The sequence below is a fragment of the Methylobacterium sp. Leaf112 genome (assembly GCF_001423295.1).
Lineage (GTDB): Bacteria > Pseudomonadota > Alphaproteobacteria > Rhizobiales > Beijerinckiaceae > Methylobacterium.
In genome coordinates this window covers 268,628-289,980 of record NZ_LMNG01000029.1, presented here as the reverse complement: position 1 = coordinate 289,980, position 21,353 = coordinate 268,628, and the positions used below count along the sequence as shown (strand labels likewise).

The window sequence follows — 21,353 nt, the reverse complement described above, 5'->3', positions numbered from 1 at the left end:
CGGAGGCGCCGCCGGTCGCAGGTCCGGTCCGCGCCGGACCAGGATCCAGTCCAGCGAACGACGGGATCATCCGTTCTCCGGCAACGGAATTTCGATCCGACTTGGTTCGGGCCGACTCGCGGGCTCGGGCCGACTCGCGGGACTGCGCCGGCCCACGATACGGCCTGTCCGGCGCCCGTCAATGCAAGTATAGATCTTGACAAATCTGCATGAATTACTATATCTATCGGTGTTGTATTCATATCTCAGGCTATCACGATGCCCTCGGCCGACTTGGTCCCTGTCACGCCACGGGATGAAGCCCTCGACATTCTCCGGCTCGTGGCGGCCGATGCTCCCGTCGCCACGCTGGCCCCCTATCTGCGCAGCCTGATGACCCACGACCATGAGCAGGCGTTCGCGATCATGCGCGGCTCGGGCAACGCGATGTCGGCCTCGCTCCAACTCCTCACACACTCCTGGAAGACCGGGGCCTAATCACCATGGAGGAAGTCTTCGCGGCCGAAGAGGTACGTCTCGCTACCGGTGACGCGCGCGGGGCCTGAGGGCGGACAAGCCCATGCCGCCCAAAAGGCCGAGGCTCTCGGGAGTCGGGTCGCCGTTAGAAAGTTCGTCCCCATAGAGTTTGGAGACAGGGAACGGGGCGACGATCGTCAGGGCGCCGATCACGCGCATGGCGATGCACCTCGTCCCCGTGGAGGGCCGACGCGGGCCTGGAGGGTCCGGCCCCTGTGCGTCCGATCACGGTCCGCGCCATCGACGCGGACCGAGCGCCTCCCATGGTCGGCGTCGCACCGAACCTCACCCGCCGGACGCGTTCAATCCCGCTGGCGGATGAAGCTGTCCGGCGTGCCGGTGCCGGCCTCCACGAAGCGGATGTCGCGGGGTTCGCGCCGGGGGGTGTCGACGGAGAGGAACACCATCGGCTCCTCCAGGATCTCCGGCACCGAGTGGACCACGCCGCGCTTGAAGAACACCAGGGTGCCGGGGCCGACCTCGATGGCGGGCTCGTCGGCGAACTTCATGAGGCAGCGGCCCGACAGGGCGTAGAGGTACTCGTCGCAGGACGCGTGGCTGTGGGGCGGCGTCGGCCGGTAGACCCGGAACACCCGGGCGCTTGCCGCCGGATCGTCGGTGAAGCGGTGATCGGCCACCATGGTGTCGGCGGTCTCGGGCAGTTGGGCGGCGTGCGCCGCGACGTCGAACACACCGTGGGCGGTGAGGGGGGTCGGGCTGTGGCTCATTGGGGGTCGTCCTCCGGCGGGGTCTGATTTTCGCCGGAGGGTACCGGGTTTCCGGGGCGCACCCAAGGGCGGGGGTCCGGCCCACCCTCGGCACGGCGTCAGTAATTCCACTGCAGCTGCCCGCGGAACAGGTGGCCCTCCGCTCGGCCGAGGCGGCGCTTGTCGGCCTCCCGGCGCTTCATCCGGGCATACGCGAGGGTGATCTCGAGGGGCTTGGTCGGCTGGAACTCGACGCCGACCTCGACCTCGTCGGTGTCGAGGCGGGGCGCGTTGGTCGCCACCTTCCAGCCGCCCCCATAGGTCTGCCAGCGCGCGTAGGGCATGAACGGGCCGATGGGGGAATGGTCGACCCGGACCATGGCCTGGACGTAGCCGCCGCTGAGCGGCTTCTCTTCGATCATGCGGGTGACCACGTCAAATTCCGGGCCGCGCCCCCAGTTCCACTCGGCCTGGAGGCCGAAGGGTTGCGGATACAGGATGGCGTGAAGGCCGACGCGGGCATCGCTGAACGCCGCCGGGCTGACGCCGCCCGTGCGGATCTCGGGCTGGAACCGGTTGCGGTAGGCGGAAGCCCCGACCTCGAGGACCTGGCCCTCGAACGCCGCGCCCAGACCGTCGAGGGCGAAGGGCCACGTCGCCATGCCGGCCACCATGAGATCGTCGTTGCGTTCCGTCCGGTTGATGGTCTGGCCGTTGTAGATGCCGACGCCGAAGGCGCCGTAATTGCCGAACAGCTTCTGGCCGCCCTTGGCCAGCCGGTCCCAGAGGCCCTGGACGTGGGCCGGCGTGTAATAGGCGGTGATGCCAATGTCGCGCTCGCCCGGAATGGCGCTGTTGATGGCGTCCGAGCGGTCGAGGGTGAGACGGTTCTGCGAGGATTGCAGGTTCTCCCAGCCATACGGCACCTTCTGCTGACCGAAGCGGATCTTGGTGCTGCGCCCCTCGTCGAGGAACACGTCGGCGAAGGCGTCGCGCAGCTGTGCGAAGTTTCCGCGCCCCTCGGTGCCGACCTGGTTGGCGACGTTCACGGCGAAATCCGGCTGAAGGTAGATGAACACCCGCTCGTGGATGTCGCCCTGCAGGACGAGGCGCACCCGGCGGAAGGTGAAGTTGCCCCGCTCGGTGATGCCGCCGTCGTGGACGGAGCGCAGGCGCGACCGGCCGGCCGGCGTGGTGCCGTCCCCCGAGAGGATTTCGTTGACGCGCATCTGGGTGTAGCCGCGCAGGGACAGGCGCTCGAACCAGGTTTTCGGCGACCCGGCGGGCTTGGGGCCGTCCACCCCGGGCGGGGGCGGCAGCAGGGCGTCGATCCAGGTATCCGGTCGGTCGATGGCGAAGGCGGGCCGGTCCGCGTGGACGGCCCGCGTCGCCGCCGGAGGAGCGACGGCCGAGTCGACGGGCCGGCCCGCCGCCGGCCGGGTGCCGGCTTCGCTGCGATGCGCGACCCGGGCCGGGGCCGCCCGCGCGCCGCGGCCGGATTCGGCCTGCGCCTTGATCATCGCCTTGAGCTCGTCGATCTGGCGCTGCAGCTCCGCGACGGTCTGGGCCTGGGCCGGCGCCAGCGTCAGGACGCTCCATCCGAGGGTCGCCGCCAACAGGCCGAGCGTCGGCGCCAACAGACGTTGTCTCATCTCTCGATCCTTTGCATTTGCAGCATGCCGGCCGGCATCGGCGGCCCGTCGAACTCGAGCCGGCCGCGCGCATCGCCTGCACCCGCGGCGTCGAGGCATCGCCGCAGCAACGCCTCGACAAAGCGGTCCATGTTCGAAGCATAACCTTGCTGGGCGGCGCATTAGGCTTGGCGAATGACGCTGCCGTGACACGAATATTCCGCGACAAGTCGGGATTACAACGTGATCTGTCTGCGTTCGCGCGATGCCGCCCGCCGCCCGACTTGCCGTGCACCATGGGGGGCGGCAAGTCGGACCGGGTGAAGACGGCTCCACGGAGCATTCCGCGCACGTCGGCTTAATCCATGGTGGCGCGTGCGTCGCGGCACCTTCAGAATGAAATCGAAGCCCTATGTTATTTTTCAGAAGCAACGGACAGACCGGAACGCCGGTTTGTCGCAGAAGCGGATTATAAGATAATGACAAAGACCCGTATCGCCGCCCTCGCCACCGCCGTTGTTCTTGGCGTTGCCTCGCTCTCCCCGGCCATGGCCTACGAGACGAAGGGTCGCTACACCGGCTTCCTTCCCCCCGAGGTCGAGACCACCGGTTCGGTCTATGCCCCGTCTCGCGTGCCGACCTATGGCGGCTGCGCCATGAGTTCGGCCGCCGAGGGCAACGCCAACCAGCAGAACTTCCCCGTGATGCAGTACGGCCAGACCTCGGGCGGAAACCGCTGCTGATCCGATCTCACACAAGTCAGCAACAGCAAGGTATAGACATGGTCCTGAAAAGCTTTTCCTACGGCATGATCGTCGCCTTCGCCGCCGGTCTGGCCTTCACCATCGTCGGCACCTCCCAAGCGATGATCGGGCTGTAACGACCGCTCCGGGCGAGCGACCGTCCTCGAGATTGCCCGGGGTGGTGCGTCGGCCGCGACATCCCGGAAGCAGAACGCGCACCTCAACTCTCCTCTTTTCAATCATCGGCCAATCGTCGGCCCTGGTCCGCAGCGCGGATCGTCCTGAACAGGATACTCAGATCATGACCAAGACCCGCATCGCCACCCTCGCCACCGCCGTTGTTCTTGGCGTTGCCTCGCTCTCTCCGGCCATGGCCTACGAGAAGAAGGGTCGTTACACCGGCTTCCTTCCCCCCGAGGTCGAGACCACCGGTTCGGTCTACGCCCCGTCCCGCGTGCCGGCCTACGGTGGCTGCGCCATGAGCTCGGCCGCCGAGGGCAACGCCAACCAGCAGAACTTCCCCGTGATGCAGTACGGCCAGACCTCCGGCGGAAACCGCTGCTGATCGGAGCCCGGAAGGCGACGCCCATGGTTCTGAAGGGGTTCTCCTACGTCATGATCGCGGCCTTCGCCGCTGGTCTGGCCTTCACCATCGTCGGCACCTCGCAGGCGATGATCGGCCTCTAGACTTTCGCCCCGGCCACGAGTCCGGCCTGCGAACAGGGACAGTGGAGCCCCGGCTCCACCATCCCTGAAGGCCGTTAAAGCGAGCCTCAATCATAAGATCTAAATCCTAAAAATAGGAATTTATGATTGACAGCGCGACGCTCCTGCGGTATCATTACCCCACGCTCAAGAAGTGTGGATGGAGAGGGGGCGGCGGCGATGAACCTCACCCCCGTCGATGCGGAGCGGAAGGCGCAGGCCGAAGCCCTGTTTCGCGAGACCGACAAGACCGTCCGGGAGATCGCGGCGGAAACGAAGCTTAGCGCCGCGACCCTCCGCAAATGGTGCCGCCAGGAGACCTGGCGCCCTCCCATCGCGAAGACCGCACCGGCGGCCTGGTCGCCCGCGCGCTGCGCCGCCCTGGCGCGGGTCGACCGCGCCTACGGGGTCACCCGCGCGGATCTCGCCGCCGTGCTCGGCCTGACCCGCCGCACGGCGCCGGCCTTGTTCTCGTCCTGCGGGCTGCCCGAGGCGGCGGAGGGGCCGCCCCCCGGCCCCGCCATCCTCCGGGTGGCCCTGCTCACCCACATCACCCGGCAGGTCGCGGCCTTCGACGTGGCCCTGAAGGAGGCGCCCCCCGGCCTCGACTCGGCCCGGGTGCTGCGCGACCTCGGCGGCCTCAAGCGCCTCCTCGACGACCTTGCCGCCGCCCCCAGGAGCGACCCCGATGCGACACGCGGCGCGCACACGGACGGCCCCGGCGACGCCGGCTCGGGCACCGACCCGGACGCAGAACGGGACACCGACCTGCCCGCCCTGCGCGCGCAGATCGCGCGGCGCTATGCGGCGTTCGTCGGCGAGCGGCCGGATGCCGGCTTTCCTGGAGAGCCTGCCGCCACATCTGATCCGGGCGCTCGCCCGTGACTGGCTCCACACGGCGCGGGCCGACCAGCTGCCCCCATGCCCGACACCTGCATGCCCGGAAGACGCCTGGACCACCTGGGCGGTGGTGGGCGGGCGCGGCTCGGGCAAGACCCGCACGGGGGCCGAATGGGTCCGGGCCCTAGCCCAGGGCGACCCGGCCTTCACCGCCCGGCCCGTGGGCCGCATCGCCCTCATCGGCGAAACCTTCGCGGATGTCCGCGACGTGATGATCGAGGGGCCGTCGGGGCTGCTGTCCCTGAACGGCCTGCGCCCGCGCTGGTCGCCCTCGCGCCGCCGCCTCGACTGGCCCAACGGCGCGGTGGGCCTCGCCTTCTCGGCCGAGGAACCCGATTCCCTGCGCGGCCCGCAATTCGGCGCCGCCTGGTCCGACGAGATCGCCAAGTGGCGCTACTGTAGGGGCTGTAATAATTTACCGCAGAAGATGGGGTAAACCGCCGCAATTTCGGAAATAGCTTACCGCAATCAAAGCAAACACCATAGATCTCCGCGATAAATCTACCGCAATTTTGCGCACCCCCAAAGGAATGCGGCTCACCGCGGACCATGCCGGCTTCGTTGAAACCGCCGCGAAAACCTATGTCGAAGACCTTGGAGCTGCTCGTTCCAGTGCGCTGGGATCAAATCACCAAGCGGCGCAGGTTATCACTCATGAGGGCTTCCACTGCCGAGAGCGGCATGTCCCAGAGATCCGCGAGAATCGGAATGACGAGTTCGCAGTCCCAGGGCGTGAGAGGTTTGCCGCGTGATTGCCCGAATGGCCCGTCTGTTTCAGGCAAGACACGGTCGCGAGGCATGCCGGCAGCAAGGAGGCGCCCCTTCTTGGAATTCAACATTGCGGGACCGACGCTGAACCAGCATCCGAGACCCGATGCCCGGACCATTTCGTCCGGTGTTCCACCGAACCAGTGCATGACCGGCGTCCCGATGGGGCCGGCCTGCTCGATCTCGTCGAGGACTGCTTGGACCGCCATTCTTGAATGAAGGCTGATGACCCGCCCCCCCTGGTCGCAGCAGGCCTTGAAGATGGTCCGCAACACATTTCGCTGGGTTGCGAACGTTCCCCAGTGCTGCGGGGAGCCGTCAAGGCCGACCTCGCCAACGTAGCGTGTGCGCAACAAGGCAGCGCAAACCAGCCCAACCTCTGCATGCCTCTCCCCAACGAGCTCGGGGTGCAGCCCGACCGCCACCCGGATGCGCCGATTCGATCCAACGAAGCGCAAATTGCCTTCGAAGGCTCTCGGTGTGGTCGTGACGGCAAGGACGTACATGCCCCTCTTCGCCACCTCTGCGACCACCTTCGCCGGCTCCGGGTAGAGATCGAGATGGCAGTGGAAATCAATCACAGAAGGCCCGCGGCGAGCATGAAGGCCTTGATCTCAAGTAAGCCCCGGATGGCGACCTGACGGCAAGCCTCCGCCTCGGGGACGGTCGACGCCGGAATGGCCGACCCAATCCAGCGGCGGGCGCCGCGGCGGTCCAATGTGTCGATGGCGCCAAGGCACTGCATAACATCGTCGTACCGGCTGAAGGCCAGGGCCGTGAACGCGCCACCCAGACCTGGATGCCTGTAAGGGGGCATCGTCGTATCCGCAGCCAGCGTCCCGCCATGCCTTAGGAACGCGGACCGACGTACCAGGCACGGGAGGCACTGGCCGCAATGCCCGTTGATGCGGCCGCCGCGGCCGCAACTCATTGAGCTTGGCGCCAGACGCGAGATCAGCGCTTGGTCGGAACATTCCAGCATCATCTCGCCCTTGGTCTTGTGCCGATAGGGATTGACCAGCCTCACCCTTAACCCAAGCCCGTCGATGACGGCCTGCAGGCCGGCGAGGAACCGGGGATGGGTGGTGCGTGTGCTCAGGCTCCCCGAACGCAGGTGCGTCAGTGGGACGTTGAGGCTGATGAAGCCGTTCTCGGGGACGACGAGATCGACGACCTCCCCTGCTAGGTACCTATCCAGCGTGGTGGCAGCGAGGACGCCAAACGCCAGAAAGGCGAGCGAGCGGGGACGTTGCGAGATCTCGGGTGCAGTGTGCCTCACGCGCGCGTTGTGGTTCAGAGATAGGACATGCTGGCGGGCTCCGACGGCTTCGGCGAAATCCGCTTGCTTGCGGCAGTCGCCCTTGACGCGATTGCTGACGAAGATCGGCCTCTCGCCGCTGGCGGCCAAGTCGATGGCCCCGATGAGGCTGTCGAGGCCACCGGAGAGCAGCGACACGCACGTCTCCGGCCGGTTGCCGACGGTGTGGGCGGGCGGGCGCGGCTGCACGCCATCCGGCAGGAAGGCCAGGGACCACACGTCCCCGGTGAGGAAGCCCAGCGTATCCCTCACCGTCGGCAACATCGCCATCCAGCGCGCTGGGTCCGTGACCGAGACCGTGAGTTCGATTTGCCTGGTCCAACCATCCTCACTTACGGCGGCGCGGTTGACGTACCTATCGGCACCGATGACGGCGAGCGCTACCGCCGCCAGGTCCCATGCCGCCGCGACGGGCGACCGGCCCAGCGCCTTGTGGGTCTCCCGGATGAGTCCCGTCCCGACGCTGCCGTCGAGACCGGCGGGGGCACCCTCGAAAAGAGCGAGACGCGCGTTGACGCGTAGGCCTGCGGACCCGACGCGGTTGGGTAGGACAGCGACCCTCATTCCATCCATCCTTCGTAGACGTCGAAGACCAGGGAGGTGACCTCCTTCGCAATGGCAGCAGCGTTGCTGCGGTCGACGTTGCGTCCTGCCGCCGTCAACTGCCCGTACTGCTCGCGGAAGCTCTCGCGCACGAAGTCGCGGATCTCATAGCGGCGGTCGTTGAAGACCTTGGCGTCGCCGAAAGCCCCACGCTGAAGGCCAGCCCCCAAGTCGAGCATGATGTCCTCGAACACGTGGTAGGCCACAGTTCGAAGCCAGACCTCCTGCGTGTGCTCGACCGGCATCGCGAGTGGGTCGGTACCGGGATTTTCAGCCAGTACCTCACTGAGCGCCTCATTGACCGCCTCACGGCCCGCGGCGTCGTCCAGCGTCGTATCGTTCCGGCAGATCACATCGACGAGGGCGTCGATGACGTCGTCCATGGGAGCCCCGGCGACGGTGGCGGGGTCGAAGCCGAGGTCCTGCTGCGTGACACTGCCGTCTGCAAGTCCGCTCAAGACATCGTAGGCGCGTCCGGCCGAAGTCGCCGCTTGTCCCATCCGCGCGGAGGCGGTGCGCCCGCCGCGGTAGCCCTTGCCGACGTAGCTGCCGAGCCCGGCCCTCAGCCTTTCCTTGTCGCCTGACGAAACGTATGCGCCGACTCCGCGCCGCGCCTCTTGGAAGCGCTTAGGCACCGCCGTACCTGGCGGTGGCGGCACCGAAGGCTGCGAAAGCAGGGGCGGCGTCCCCGGTACCGGAAGAGATGGCGCCTGTGGGCTCGGGCCACCGCTGGGCGCGACCGAACCAGATGGGACGGCTGATGGGGGCACGCCGGGCGGCGTGTCGAGCCAAGGAGGGACTAGGCCGACACCCTTCCCCGGTCCCGTGCTCGATTTCGAGGTTCCCATCAGACCTTCACCTTCCTAGGTGCCAAGATCCTTTTCATCTGGTCTGGCATGTCGCTGCGGCCGCGCCATTCGGTGACCACTTCGCCTCCCCAGGTCGTGTCGCGGATGCGCGGCACTATGGGCGGTCGGAGCGCGGCGCTGTCGAGGTTCGATAGGAAGACGACGAGGCGCTTGGCGGCATCGAGGTCGGCTTCCGCCACCATCGCGAGGCCCCATAGAATGTCGGGGGTCCCCCACTCGGCCTCCGAGGCCGCCCGTTCCATGAGCTTGCCCACGAGGAACGACTTCTCGTCCGGGATGAGCCTCGTGAAGCGAGCGCGTAAATCTGCCGTTGGCTTCAGCCTCAGCGAGACTGCCTCCGCCAGGATGTCCTGCGCCTCTTTCGAAACCCGATCGTCTGCCGAAATGATGGGGAGGCTCTCACGGCCGACATGGATAGCGCCGCGGAGGTCCACTCCGGACAACGGCGGGTCGAGCTTGAGCCAGTCCATCACGAAAGTGCGATCTGCCGACCATGCGTCCTTGTCCTCGGGTAGATCGCCGCCACCCCGCACGACGCGCTCCGCCATGCGCAGGTTCTCCGACTTACCATCGACCGCCTGCGTGACCGATTGAACGAGGAACTCGAATGAGGCAGGCGCCGCGCAGCGCTCAAACAGCAAAATCTTAGCCAGTACGGCGCCGTCGACCGGGATGCTCTGCGCCGCCGCCAACTTTCGCCGAATGGAAAGCGTGTTGAGGAACCGCTTGATAAGGCGAGGGTTGCCCGCGATCTTGCGAGACGTGGCCATCTGCTTAGCGAGACGATCCGCTAAGGCGAATTCCGACTTCAGGGTAGTGGAGCACCCCTCAATTTGCTCGGCGACGAACGCGGCATCGACCGAAAGCCCTTTCCAGCTCGCCGCCAGCCTATCGTTCACAGCCTCCCTGACTCGACGCTTCGGATCGGCGTCGAGTTCGGCGTTCTCGGTTAATAGGAGGAGAAGGTAAGCGCGGACCTCGTTGATGCCGAGCGGCGGAACGCGAAGCGGAACCTGGATGAGTTTATCAAAATAGCTGACGACCAGGTCATCGTCGAGGCGCGCTTCCTTGAAGTGGATGCGAACCGCCTCTTTGATCATCTTGTCGTCGGCCGCGATGACGAATGCGGTCCTGTCCATGAACAGGAATAGCCTCATGGCTTCGAGCGTACCGATGACCGTCGACGGCAAACATCGGTCGAGGTCGTCGACGAACACCACAAGCGTGACGTCGAGCTCCTCCAATGCCTTCTTGAAGTGCTCGCGGAAGGCATGGATCGCCTGAGGGGGCGTCTCGGGAGCCTTCTTGGGCTTGATCAGGGCCTTGGCTTCGTCCTTGTGCTCCTTGGCGAAATCCTTGGCCTCGCCGAGATCCTGCTTGGATATTTCTCCATCTGTGAGATGCTCCCAGAGGCTCTCCAATCCCTTGGTGAATGCGCCGAAGGGAACACCGCCCGAAGCGTAGGTCGCTGCCGCCTCCGCACCGTACCTTGCCACTCTGAAGAAATCGATCCGCGATCCAAGTTCCTTGATGCGGCCTACGACATCCTTATTGCCTTCGGCGTGCTTAAGGAGCGTCCGCGCAATCTCCTCCATCAACGCCGCCTTAGCGTCGTCGTGCCCCTGGTAGAGCCAGGCGTTAAAAGTAAGGAATACGAGTTTCTTCGACGACCTACCTTCGAGGTCGGAGGCGATCAACTTGACCATAGAGGACTTGCCAACGCCCCAGCCGCCCGAGATGCCGATGCTAAGCGGTTTCCCTCCAGCGTCGAGGATCATCTGCCCCGCGAGGTTGGCCATGACCCGGAAATTTAGAAAATCCTGGTCGGTCTCGACGTCTGACCACATAACGCTCTGCCAATCTTGAGTTGCAGATGATTATGGAAAGTTCCGTCAAGACGAGCAAGCGCCCGTAGCTGTTTACCCCCCGCTTGTTCACCTAATTGGGCCAGGACACTCGGCTTTTGCCACCGAATTCAGGTAGCTAAACGTAGGGTATCCGGAACTCCGCCAGGGAAGATTACATCAGCGCTTTTATTTGCTACGATATTATGAGGCATGACAAGCTAGGAACGGACCGCTGCTCTTGCCAAATCTTTGCATATGGAAATCGAATTTTCTAAGTCTCTGAGTATTGGAACGTTGCTTCTCAGACGAATTATCTCCCTGGGAGCAAAATAGCGATTTTAAGCTATAGCCCAACAAGTGCCCAGACATGCGTTTTGCACCGGCCTAGGCTATGATAGGCAAGGACAGAGCCTTTAATCAGCGCAGCGCAATACCGGCAAGACGCTACATCTGAGTAGAATTAGGTAGACGGCGTTCAGGCGGCACTTCGCCGGGCGCAACTTAAGATGCTGGAGCCATACGTCAAAGCCTGATCAATAGCCATCAGGCACCTCCGATTAACCTGACTTCTTATGATTATCTTGCGTCAGCATATGGCAATTACGCGATGATTGGGGAACTGTCTGCTGTCGCCCACGGCCGGGACGGGTACGAACCGTACAAGACCTTCGGCTGCTCGGACGTGCGTCGCCCTTGTTTGAATATCCTAGTATGAATGGAGCTCTGGCGTAAAACAACCTCCCGTCTGGGCAGGCGATGGACGGCTGTACCCCAGATTTTTCCAGGGCACGAACGATGGCACTCGCCGATGTTCCGCGCGACCGAGCCATTTCGGCCGCTGAGATATAGGCGGCTTCGAAACGTGCCCATTCGCGACGCGGTACGACGCGACGCCTTCTGTTTCTGAACCCCGCCGGCACGACCGACACTGTTAAATGGCCGGAACGCACGAGGGTATCCGCCGCCGAACGGCTACCGAGTTCGCCGACGATATCTCTCCAGGGCATGAGATCGTGGTCGAGGCAATTATGCAGCGCGAGGACGTCTGCCGTGTCGACCAGCACCGCCGACAATCCCTCGCCCCCGCTTAGCCTGCCTGTAGGAATGAGAGCACCATCCAAAATCGCGGCGATGATTTCGCCCGTCGAGGACATCGCTGAGCGAACGGCCGACGGGAGCGGCGCGGAACCGGCGTGAGGACGAACCATGGTCCGCAAGCCTCCCATGACCATCTCGCGCAGGCGTAGGATGTCAGCCTTCCGGAACCGGTCCTCCCTGGCACCCGTGGCCTGTCCGTCCAATGCCTTGGGCAGGCAACCGGCCTTCACGATTGAGGCGAACGCAGCCGGAGGCAGCCCGAGGATTTTGCGGGCGTCTCGGCCCCAAACAGTTGCCGCGGCCAAGTCGGCTGCACTTTCGACCTCGGAGCTGGAAAATAGTGGTAATTGGCCTGCGACATGGCGCGGCCGTGCACCCGCGGACCAAAGCAGCCGGCCGGCAAGTGGCTTTTCAACCGCCAAGCGCTCGGCTGCCTGTGCGAGGGTGTAGATGTTTTGGCGCCGAACGGCGGAGCCGAGGATCGACTGCCCCTGCGGGATCGGAAGGTTTGCGAGCGCATGTTCTCGGACGAGCCCACGGATCTCGTCGAAGGCCGGATCGATCTCCTCGGAGGACAGCATCGTGTAGAGACGGCCATATACGGCGTTCGGGAGCAGGTGGTCTCGCACGGCGGGCGCGTTCCGGACCAAATCATCTAGGTGGGCGAGGAACGACGCAACGCCACCGGCGAACGGTCCAAAGCCGAATGAAAGCAAGTCGGCCTTGTCCACCCGGCAGATCTCACGTTGGCCCCAGCGACGCCCGTCGGCAGCCGCTCCAACAACTTCGAGAATCTCCACTGCACGAGAGATCGGAAGTTGGTCGAGCAAGTCCAGCGGGCGGGAGGGTGAAAGGCCTAAACGTCCCAGGATATAATCCTCGCCAGCCGTCCGCGTCCGCGGCGTGACCTCGGCGGGAAAGCCCTGAGTGGTGCGTGCAGCCCGGACGGCCTCGATCCCTCCGGAAACCAACACTCCCCCATGGATATGGCATCGACGCAGGGGGAGCACGTCCCACCATGTTCGGTGCCAAACGGTTCCCGCCGAGCCTCCTTCCGAAAGGTCCTCCCGCAGGCAATCGACGCAGACGCGCGGACGCAGGCACGACCAGTGGTTCCGGTCGAGCACGCGACCGCGCAGCGAGACCTGTCCGTCAGCTAAGACGAACGTAGCGGCACTGACCTCGCTCAGCACCTGCCCTGCGAGGACTGCGACGGTCTCGACAAGCTTCCCGTCGAGCAATGCTCGATGACTCAGGCCGAGCTCCCCCGCAAAGGCCATCCGCGACGTAGCGCTGAGGCGATCGGCCATCCGCCCGAACAAGGCGTAGGCCGGCTCCCCGGATCGAAAGGGCACCCGCAGCGGCAAACGGGCGATGTGGATGTCCTTGCCCAAGCAATCTCACTCCGCTCATTTTGCGAACGATGGTTCCCGCGTCTGGCCCTTCCCTCGCCCGCTCATCTTCGGCTGCGCGACCGCTGCCTGGAGGATCTCCGCTTGAGGAACCGTAGGGACCGGCAAGGATGTAGGAGGTGTACAAAGCCTGCTCGCCACCTCGGGCATCTTCATCAAGAACGGATTTTCTCTATCGCCGAGACGCTTCCAGCGCTCGTAGGTTACCGATAGTGCCTCACTGATGTCGGGGTCGCCGGCCATGAATGCCATCTCAGCCGCGTCCTTCAGGAGACGACGGACCATCTGACCGTAGAAGCCGCCTGTCGCCAGTTGGAAACGTGGAGCCATTTCGGCCAGTCCGCTTTTCCGGCCAAAATGGATACCCGACAGCTCCTCGTCGTATTTATCTAGGAACGCTGCGAGTTCGTCCTTATCCGTGGGCCATGCGAACGGCTGCATTGCAAGTTTCCGCCCGCGGCCTTCGAATTGCTCCCAACGGTGGAAGAAACTCATTACTGAAGGTTCGCCGGCGATGATCCATTGGAAAGGCGCCTTGTTAATTTGTGTCTTAATATTCTCCGACGCGATTTTCTCTTTGTCCTCGTTCCGGCTTTGGTTTACCCTGACGAAGCTGTTCACAACATGCTGGAACTCGTCAATTTTGATGACCTTCAGCCCCCTCGCAATCCCGATCTTCGTGAAGCGATCAAGCAGCATGGGCTCCGAATCCCGTGCCGGGACGGCATAGCCGAGCACCTTTTCGAGCAGCCTGGCAGCAAGCGCCTTTGTGTGGCCTGGCGATGGTGCATCGATTGAGATCACCGGAAGCGGGTCAACGAGCGGCCCATAATCCTGTGTGAACTCCGATGCGAGGAGGTTACGCTCAAGCAGCCAGCTCTTGCCGGATCCGGACCGTCCCCCCACTACAAGACACGACCCCTCCCCCCGCCGGGCACGCCGCCGAAGCCATTCTAGTTCCCTCACGCCTTGATCAAAGTTCGTGGTGGGAACGTGGATGTGTCCAACCGCAACCATGAAAGCATCGAGCTCGGCTGCCTTACCGGCTTCGTTCCAGTCGATTTTCTGATCCGTCATGGAGCCCCTCACGCATACTTTGTCGAGCGCACGGCCACCGAAGCCGTGGCGATGGGCGAAGATTGAAGGACCGCCGTCGGCTTCTTAGGCGCCATCGTCGCTGCCGGCGGGACACCGGCTTGTTCCTCCGCAAGCCTGGCCGCCTTTCGGACCTGGGCCTCCTCCTTAGCCGCCCGCTCGGCGAACTTAGCCTCACCCTTAGTGAGCTTCTCGCCGGCGAGGTCGTTTTCTCGTGCGACCCGCATCAGCTCCTTACGAGCCTCGAACATAGTCTCGCGCCGCAGGCGCTCGCCCTCCGGAGTGCGTTCACGGCCGCGATTGCGGACACGCTCCCACATGTCGAGGTCAATGCCTTGAACGAGATCCTTGTCGTCGATCTCCGCCACGTGACGGATAACCTTCGTCTCTGTCTCCGTCTCCGTCTCTTCGATCACCTCCACCGTAAGCAGGTTCAGGGGGTCAATCATGACAGGGAACTTCCTCCCAGTTCCATATTTACGATGTAACCCGGCAAGCTCATCTGAATGCCAGAACAACCCGAGGTACTCGATGCCACTATCCTTGACTGGCTTGTGGAGGACCTTCCTTGTTAAAACCTCGATATCCTTCACGTCGGGTGGTATGCCGACGCCGAATTGAGCGAGCTCGTCCCAGACCTCGGCCGGCGTCCGCCAAAAGAGGCCCCTGTGGGGGCGGTGGTGATGGATGCCAGCCACCCACTTGTCGAACATGTTCTCGATCACAGGGAATGTAAGCGTGGCGTTACCCTCGGAGTCGTAGTCACCTCTATCGACGGTACTTGAAAAGGTTCTTCCCGGCTGCGCCGCGAAGTCCTGTTGTACTTCGCGGAAGAATCGCTCAACTCGTCCGCGCTCCCACGGGCGGTGGCGTCCCATATGCCTCACTTCAAAATTCAACGAGGCGGCGGCAACCTTCAGACTCAGACTGTGGAAGTCTTTGCCGTTGTCGACATGCACAACCTTGGGAAGGCCGAAGCATGGGTTGGCGACCGTAAGCTCTCCCAATTGCACGTCCGCCTTCTGTGACAGCATATTGCGGAGACAGCGCATCACTGAGACATAAGACGGTGGATCGAGTGAGAGAGACCGACCTACCACGCAGCGGGAGGCCTGGCATATTGCGACCGTGACCCAGACACGTCCGGCAATCCCCTTCTTCAGCTCGGGAGCATCATCCTCCGACTCAAGCGGGATGCCGGTCCGCTCCCGAACAGCGATGATGTCGAGGAGGGCATGGTCAATCTCCACGATTTCCATCAACTTCTTAGGCGACTTTCGCCTACGCTTCGGCGAAAACCTCTCTCGCGCGACTTTGGCGCCCTCTCGCAGATAGCATTTCTCAGCTTCATCGAATTCCTGGTCGATGATGCGGTAAAGCTGGGCCACAGTCGGCGCTACGTCGTTCGTGCCGAACTTTTTATTGTGCGCATCGATTAGGTCGAGCACGTGAGTATGAAGAGTGGGCACGCTGCAGGTGCTGTCCCGGACTAAGTAAAAGTCTCGCACGCAATCAAAAACGATCTTCATGACGGCAGGGACGTGCCTAGTCGGCTTACGACCTTTTAGATGGTCGAGTCGGACGAGCGCCGAGGGCTTCTTGCCAGACCTTTCCCAGCGTCGGAACCAGTCACGTAGGGTGGACCCTCCTGGGTTGTGCTCATCTCTGACACCCCAGCGACGGAGCACCATAGCGACGATCCGGGCGGCTTGGTCGTATTTTCTATCGGACCTTCCGAAGAGCCGTCGGCCCTTACGGTTGCCGGCCTTGAGCCTCAAGTCGGCAAGGCGGTCGAGAGCCCTGCAATACTGCCATCGACGGATCGCTTCGTCCTGCTGAGGATCAGGGAGTTCGTTTAGGTCATAGCGGATCCGCTCACGGACACCTTTCGGAAGGCCCGGATGGATCTGAGGCGGTATCTTAAAAGCGCGCTTGAAGAAGGCGTTTTGCAGTTCAGCCGCGCCGACCGTCCTAGTTTCGCCATCCACTGAGCTGCGAAATACGTAGCCCGCATCCTCGCGTGCCATGAACACGTAAGAGACGCCGTAGAGTTCGACGCGAACGTTCAGTTGCAAGTTTGGGAAGGGTATTTTCATGGACGAACCTCCCTACATTCGGATCGGGTGCCGCGTCGCGCGGCGGCCAGGAGCATGGCAATGGCGCGATGTGGCCGAGCTACGTGCCGTTCGGTCCAGACGACGAAGGGTATGCCGCGTGCCGCTAAATTCGCTTTGATGAGACGGTGACGTGTTCTGATCTTCGGCCGGCGGGCAATGTCGGCCGGCTTTATTTCAAGCAACACCCTTCCGTAGACGGTAATAACGCTGAAGTCGGCCGTGTACCGACGTATCCGCTCTCCATCGAACCATCGCTCGGCAGGCGGCTGCTCTAGGTAGGCTAGTATCTCACGCCTTTCTTCGAGTAACGCGGCGGCGTTCCGTTCGCCCAGCGACTCGAACTCGATCATTCGCCCGTTCTTTGAGGAAGGGAAAAGGCCGCGAACACCAACTCCCGACGGCGTCACCAACCTGCGTCCGCGGCGGGGACCGAGCAAAGACGCGATAGAGATGCGTCGCCTCGGGCTTTCCGGCTTATCAGTGCTGCTGAGATGCGGGTGTTCCATTGATTAACCCGCCTGCTGATAGCAATGAGGGCAAGAGTGGGAAGCACTCGGAGCCTGGGATATGACCGTAGGCTCACGCTGCTGGACAGCGAATGGGGTGCTGACGAGCAGCCTTCGCATATTGTAGGCAGCGAGCGTCTCTTCGTGGGATAGCCGAAGCATGGCCGGCGCGACATCATGGGATCTGAGAACCAAACCGGCCGCATCGAAGCTCACAACCGAGTAATCCTTCTCATCGAACCGAAGCGTTGCGTTCACGGGAATTAGTACAATTGGATGCATCGGCCATTCGGTCCTGACGGTAGAGTAAAGGGGCCCAACCCGCTCACCACCACGGCGATGGCAGGACAATCGAACGTGTACCGAGGATTAATCCAAAAGAGTTTAGATCTGGTGCGCTAAGCCGCTCGATAAGGGCATCAGGCGCTTACCCCCGGCGCTGGTTGGGCTCAGTGCTAACAAATAGCTTCCTTAAAAAGCAGCTCTCCTAAACATATGGTGCGGTCAAGGCAGGAAATCGCCGCTCAGACTTCATGATTTGGATTTCCTGAGAGAATTTGATTAAGTATTTAAATCTACTATCCCTTACAATATACAACCGGCAGCACGACAGGTATCTATGTAGCCTCAAGGACATCGACATCCTCGCTAGACTTTTCCGGAGACTGATTATTGAGACGCGGTATGCGTGAATGATATTTTTTCAGTTTATAAATTACGGAATTTCTAGTCTATCGGCCATTGGAATTGCAATCCAGGACTCTTTCAGTTGTCTTAATCGCAGGTAGCGTCCGTTCCGCTTTTGAGCATGCCGATAGTGTCGGCCATACACCTTCGCCGAGCAGTACTTCCAACGAAGGCAGGGCAATCCTTGGACGCGAGGGTCCAGGCGTCGAGGAACCGAGCAAAATGAGGTCGAACTAGCCCCTCCTTTGCTAAGTAGGATATCAGGTCGGAGACGGCGCGGTCATGGGCCTCTGCGCTAATACGGCCGGTGAGATAGCTCCAGCGGAAGTACAGTACGACCAGGTTCAGGGTGTCGGTTTCACAATAGTTGCGGACACGCCCAATTTCGCCGGCCTCCACCAACTCGGCCACGCGGGAACCGTGCTCACCGAGTTTTCCTGGCAGCCCGATAACGGCCGCCCCTTCGTCCAGCGTGAGCTTGGACGACGCGCCGAAGTCGGCCATGGACTGCATAACGTCGGCATGCCAATCGACGGCGTACCGATAACCGTAGCCGGCCCAGCGAGTGCCCCTACGGTACCAGGCGGGCGTGGCGATGCCGTGGCGCATGGAACGCAGGAGGAGCGTCGGGATGTCGAATCCCTGGCCGTTCCACGTCACGACCCTGAAACGACCAGCCTCGAAATGTTTCCAGAATGCGCGGAGCAAGCGCTCCTCGCTCCAGCCCGCCTCACCACCGCTGCGGCAGGAGCGAATATGGAATTCCTCGGTGCCATTAGATGGATCCCGATGGATACCGGCTTCGACAACGCTGATCGCCACGATCTTGTGCCACGCGGTCTTGGGGAATTTCTCTCCCCAATCGGCGGGCAGCAGCTCGGTGTCGACGACGGTTTCGATGTCGAGCGCCAGCAAGGCGTCATGCGGGGCGGCGTTGTCGCCGGGACGAGACTTAGGGCCGCAATCGCCGTTGTACCGCGGCTGCCCCCTCCGCTCGGGTACCCCCTGGTCGAACAACGTGGGACCGTCGGCGGAAAGTCGTAGGGACATCCCCTGCCTACTTCCCCCGGGGCTCCTGCCAACGCTCGCGATGCCTGCTGATGTCATGTGACGGCCTCCCGACGATACAGCTGATGCTTGTGACTTCGTTCCCGGGACGGTTCATCGCTCCGGCGGCAGGTGCTCCGTCCTTCGGCGGAGGGACACCTTGGAGGAGGCCGGCGCACCGTGGACGTCCCGGCTGGGCGGCCCGGCGAAGAGGGACCTGACCTGCGCGTTCTCAAGGTGGCCGTCGCGGAAGAGGGCCCTTGCGATGCGCTCCAGGGCGTTCCGCTCCGTCCGCATGAGGTCGAGCGCGCGTTCGTAGGCGGCGTTCAGCCGGTCCTGCACCGGGCGCAGCAGCCACGGCATGCGGCCGAGATCGATCTCGCCGTCGGATCCGAGGCTCACGAGGGGAAACTCGGCGGAAAAGCCGAGGCGAGCTTCCATCTGCACGGCGCAACGCGTCGCTTCGGCCAGGTCGCTAACCGCGCCGGCGGATACCTCGCCGAGCATCACTTCCTCGGCGGCCCTTCCCGCGAGGGCGATGACCAGGTAGCCGAGGAAATCGGCCTCGGTCTGGCTGAACGATGCCGCGTCGAGGCTGATCGTCGACAGCCCACCGGTGGCCTGGACGGATAGGATGATCTCGTCCTGCGCACCGCGCGCGATGGCCGCGACGGCATGCCCTCCCTCGTGGATAGACGCGCGCAGGCGCATCGCCTCGCCGAGGATGGGCGTGGCATCGGCAGCGGCGAGATCCGCTGCGGTCAGCGCCGAGCCCGGACGTCGCCGGGCGAGCCCACGGGCCCGCCGGACGAGCGCCTCGACATCGGCACCAGTCGATCCCCTGAGCCGAGCAGCGAAAGGACGAAGGTCGAAATCTTTCAGGTCCCCGCCGAGGTAGTGACGGAGGATGCCCTGAAGGTCCTCGGTGCCCGGCAGGTCGATCCGAATATGCCGGTCCAGCCGGCCGGCGCGCAGGATCGCGGGGTCGATGCGGCCCGGGTGGTTCGTGGCGCCGATGACGACGACCCCCTCCCGTGAGGCGGCCCCATCCAGGTGCTCAAGCAGCGCATTGACGACCTGGCTGCTGTAATCCCGATGATGTTCCGCGAAAGAATTCCTATCGCCGAAACTGTCGATCTCGTCGATAAGGGCGATGCAGGGAGTCCGGCGCGCCTTTTCGAAGTAGGCGCGCATCGCACCCAAGGTATGCCCGAGATGACCGTCCCGCTCCGCCTGCCACTGCCCCAGCGACCCGGCGAGCAAGGGCAGTCCGGTGCTCCTTGCAAGCGCCAGTGCGAATTGCGTTTTGCCGCATCCCGGCGGCCCGATGAGTAGCACGGCCGTCTCGCAGTCCTTGAACCTGATCTTATGATTTCTCCACAGCCGCAGGTCCTCGACAAGGGCTAGGCCGAACGCTTTGGCTTCGCCGAGCCCATGCATGTCCTCCAACCGCTGGCCCTCGCCGACGTTCGAGCGCCCGGAGCGTACCAGGGCCTCCAGCCGGTCCATCGCGCCGCCGGCCCCGCGGTTCGCGTGAACGGACAGGCGCAGGTCCGTCAGGTCGCAGGACGACGCCAGTACGCCGTCGAAGGTCCTGTCCGGGACCTGTCCGGTCACGGTCTCGACGACGAGGGCGAGGGCGGAAGGGTCGAGGGGACGGATGGCGATCCGATACTCCGTCGCGCGCACGAGGTCCCTCGGCAGGGTCCGCGCCGGATCCGTCGCGATGCCAATGACCGCCTGGCCGGACTGGATGGCCTCCCCGACGCCCTCGTTGCCCTTGTCAGGCCGATGAGCGCTCGCGGAACCGTCGCGCGCGAAGACGAGCGCCTCGCGGCGCTCCGGCCCGCCGTAGTCGGATCGCGACGTATCGCCGTTGCGGACCGAGCACGCCGCCCCGAGGGCGCAGATCCTGACGGCCTGCTCGATGGGCATGGTCCAGTCGCCGGAGGGGACGGCGATGGTGACGACCGGAGCGCTGCGCCGGAGCGCGCGCAGCAGCCCGTCCTCTGCATCAATGGCGCGCGCCAGCATCACGGCGGCGGCGACGAGGTCCGCATGGGGAGATTGTGGCGCAAAGGCCTCCTGGCGGCTCGGCACACCCAGCGTCTCGTCGAGATCGTCCTCGATGGGCATGGGCATGATTTCCCGCCCGTGGGTGGCGTCCCTCCGAAGCAGGTCGATGAAGGTGCGGGCGAGGCCGTCTGTCATGGTGCCGCTCACTGTGACCTCCTGCATGCGAGCCCCGTTCGGCGGGGCGCCGTGTCGTCACGTCTCCGCGCCTCTCAGTCGACGCGGGCCCCAGACGAGCCGGACCCGTGCATGGCGGCGTGGAACGCGGGGGCCGCTCTCCACCGCCGAGCGAGTTGGGTCGGGGCCGGGTCGGACGGGTCGAGCCGGCCGAGGGTTTCCAGCGCGTGGGCGATGATGACGCCCGCGGTCGCGTCGCCCCCGAATGCCCGCACGACGAGGTTCCCCAGGATCACGTCCGTCAGCCGGGTCCGCGAGGCGCGGCCGTGGAGATGGTCTATGGCGACGGCAGCGGCCGCGGCTGCGTCCCCGGTTCGCGCCGCCTTCCAGCGCCGCTCGTGGAGGATCTCGATGGTGGCGACCAGCTTGGCCAGACGCAGGACCTCGGCGGGCGAGATCCGCGCGGGGTCCTGGGTGCGCCAGAGCGTCAGGGGACAGGTGGTCTTCCGCCTCCGCACACGTGGTGAGCCGTGGCCTTGGCGGCAGATGGTCCCGTGGGGATCAACCGTGGTTTCAGGGGTTTTCATGGGGCCT

Annotated in this window: 18 protein-coding genes and 1 pseudogene; 5 read left to right on the top strand and 14 right to left on the bottom strand. The window is 63.9% G+C overall.

Annotation, left to right across the window (positions count from 1 at the left end):
- The first annotated feature begins 258 nt into the window (after positions 1-258).
- The gene (locus ASF52_RS13815) at positions 259-477 is read left to right on the top strand and encodes a hypothetical protein (protein WP_244473813.1); all 219 of its coding nucleotides are present in this window, start codon (positions 259-261) and stop codon (positions 475-477) included.
- A 341-nt stretch (positions 478-818) separates the two neighbouring features.
- Here ASF52_RS13815 and ASF52_RS13810 read toward each other — a convergent pair whose 3' ends face one another.
- From ASF52_RS13810 to ASF52_RS23520, 3 genes are all read right to left on the bottom strand, one after another.
- The gene (locus ASF52_RS13810; RefSeq protein ID WP_056172951.1) at positions 819-1,244 is read right to left on the bottom strand and encodes a cupin domain-containing protein; all 426 of its coding nucleotides are present in this window, start codon (positions 1,242-1,244) and stop codon (positions 819-821) included.
- Positions 1,245-1,342: 98 nt separating this feature from the next.
- The gene (locus tag ASF52_RS13805; RefSeq protein WP_056172948.1) at positions 1,343-2,875 is read right to left on the bottom strand and encodes a porin; all 1,533 of its coding nucleotides are present in this window, start codon (positions 2,873-2,875) and stop codon (positions 1,343-1,345) included.
- Positions 2,872-3,006 carry a hypothetical protein gene (locus tag ASF52_RS23520; protein ID WP_274533796.1) on the bottom strand — a complete coding sequence of 45 codons (135 nt, stop codon included), beginning with the start codon at positions 3,004-3,006 and terminating at the stop codon, positions 2,872-2,874. Before ASF52_RS23520 ends, ASF52_RS13805 begins: the two co-directional genes overlap by 4 nt.
- Positions 3,007-3,333: 327 nt before the next feature.
- Here ASF52_RS23520 and ASF52_RS13800 point away from each other — a divergent pair, with 327 nt between their 5' ends.
- The 4 genes and pseudogenes from ASF52_RS13800 to ASF52_RS13785 all read left to right on the top strand — a co-directional run.
- Positions 3,334-3,597: a hypothetical protein gene (locus ASF52_RS13800; protein ID WP_056172945.1), complete on the top strand. Its 264-nt coding sequence runs from the start codon at positions 3,334-3,336 to the stop codon at positions 3,595-3,597.
- Between the two features lie 301 nt (positions 3,598-3,898).
- Entirely contained in the window at positions 3,899-4,162 is a 264-nt protein-coding gene (locus ASF52_RS13795) for a hypothetical protein (RefSeq protein ID WP_056172942.1), read from the top strand.
- A 320-nt stretch (positions 4,163-4,482) separates the two neighbouring features.
- Positions 4,483-5,187: a hypothetical protein gene (locus ASF52_RS22685; protein ID WP_056172940.1), complete on the top strand. Its 705-nt coding sequence runs from the start codon at positions 4,483-4,485 to the stop codon at positions 5,185-5,187.
- A pseudogene (locus tag ASF52_RS13785) lies at positions 5,132-5,596 on the top strand (terminase large subunit domain-containing protein); the annotation flags it as partial. The gene ASF52_RS22685 and the pseudogene ASF52_RS13785, both read left to right, overlap by 56 nt.
- 229 nt (positions 5,597-5,825) lie before the next feature.
- On the opposite strand, the gene qatD reads toward ASF52_RS13785, so the two are convergent.
- The 11 genes from qatD to ASF52_RS13740 form a co-directional block, all read right to left on the bottom strand.
- Positions 5,826-6,551 (bottom strand): Qat anti-phage system TatD family nuclease QatD, encoded by a 726-nt coding sequence (gene qatD, locus ASF52_RS13780; protein ID WP_056172938.1) that lies wholly within the window; start codon positions 6,549-6,551, stop codon positions 5,826-5,828.
- Positions 6,548-7,852 (bottom strand): Qat anti-phage system QueC-like protein QatC, encoded by a 1,305-nt coding sequence (qatC, locus tag ASF52_RS13775; RefSeq protein ID WP_056172935.1) that lies wholly within the window; start codon positions 7,850-7,852, stop codon positions 6,548-6,550. Before qatC ends, qatD begins: the two co-directional genes overlap by 4 nt.
- Positions 7,849-8,526: a Qat anti-phage system associated protein QatB gene (gene qatB / locus ASF52_RS13770; protein WP_156630152.1), complete on the bottom strand. Its 678-nt coding sequence runs from the start codon at positions 8,524-8,526 to the stop codon at positions 7,849-7,851. The genes qatC and qatB overlap by 4 nt, the downstream gene beginning before the upstream one ends.
- A 212-nt stretch (positions 8,527-8,738) precedes the next feature.
- Positions 8,739-10,607: a KAP family P-loop NTPase fold protein gene (locus ASF52_RS13765; RefSeq protein WP_056172929.1), complete on the bottom strand. Its 1,869-nt coding sequence runs from the start codon at positions 10,605-10,607 to the stop codon at positions 8,739-8,741.
- A 557-nt stretch (positions 10,608-11,164) separates the two neighbouring features.
- Positions 11,165-13,099: a TniQ family protein gene (locus ASF52_RS22680; protein WP_156630150.1), complete on the bottom strand. Its 1,935-nt coding sequence runs from the start codon at positions 13,097-13,099 to the stop codon at positions 11,165-11,167.
- A 15-nt stretch (positions 13,100-13,114) separates the two neighbouring features.
- Positions 13,115-14,194, bottom strand: a complete 1,080-nt coding sequence (locus tag ASF52_RS13760; protein ID WP_156630148.1) for an ATP-binding protein — start codon at positions 14,192-14,194, stop codon at positions 13,115-13,117.
- Between the two features lie 8 nt (positions 14,195-14,202).
- Complete coding sequence (locus ASF52_RS13755; RefSeq protein WP_082483815.1) at positions 14,203-16,308, bottom strand: DDE-type integrase/transposase/recombinase; 2,106 nt, start codon at positions 16,306-16,308, stop codon at positions 14,203-14,205.
- Positions 16,305-16,679: a hypothetical protein gene (locus ASF52_RS22675; protein WP_156630146.1), complete on the bottom strand. Its 375-nt coding sequence runs from the start codon at positions 16,677-16,679 to the stop codon at positions 16,305-16,307. Before ASF52_RS22675 ends, ASF52_RS13755 begins: the two co-directional genes overlap by 4 nt.
- 930 nt (positions 16,680-17,609) lie before the next feature.
- Positions 17,610-18,437 (bottom strand): 3'-5' exonuclease, encoded by an 828-nt coding sequence (locus tag ASF52_RS13750; RefSeq protein WP_244473812.1) that lies wholly within the window; start codon positions 18,435-18,437, stop codon positions 17,610-17,612.
- A 246-nt stretch (positions 18,438-18,683) separates the two neighbouring features.
- Complete coding sequence (locus ASF52_RS13745) at positions 18,684-20,792, bottom strand: AAA family ATPase (RefSeq protein ID WP_162241029.1); 2,109 nt, start codon at positions 20,790-20,792, stop codon at positions 18,684-18,686.
- A gap of 62 nt (positions 20,793-20,854) precedes the next feature.
- Positions 20,855-21,277 carry a hypothetical protein gene (locus tag ASF52_RS13740; protein ID WP_056172917.1) on the bottom strand — a complete coding sequence of 141 codons (423 nt, stop codon included), beginning with the start codon at positions 21,275-21,277 and terminating at the stop codon, positions 20,855-20,857.
- Between the last annotated feature and the right edge of the window lie 76 nt (positions 21,278-21,353).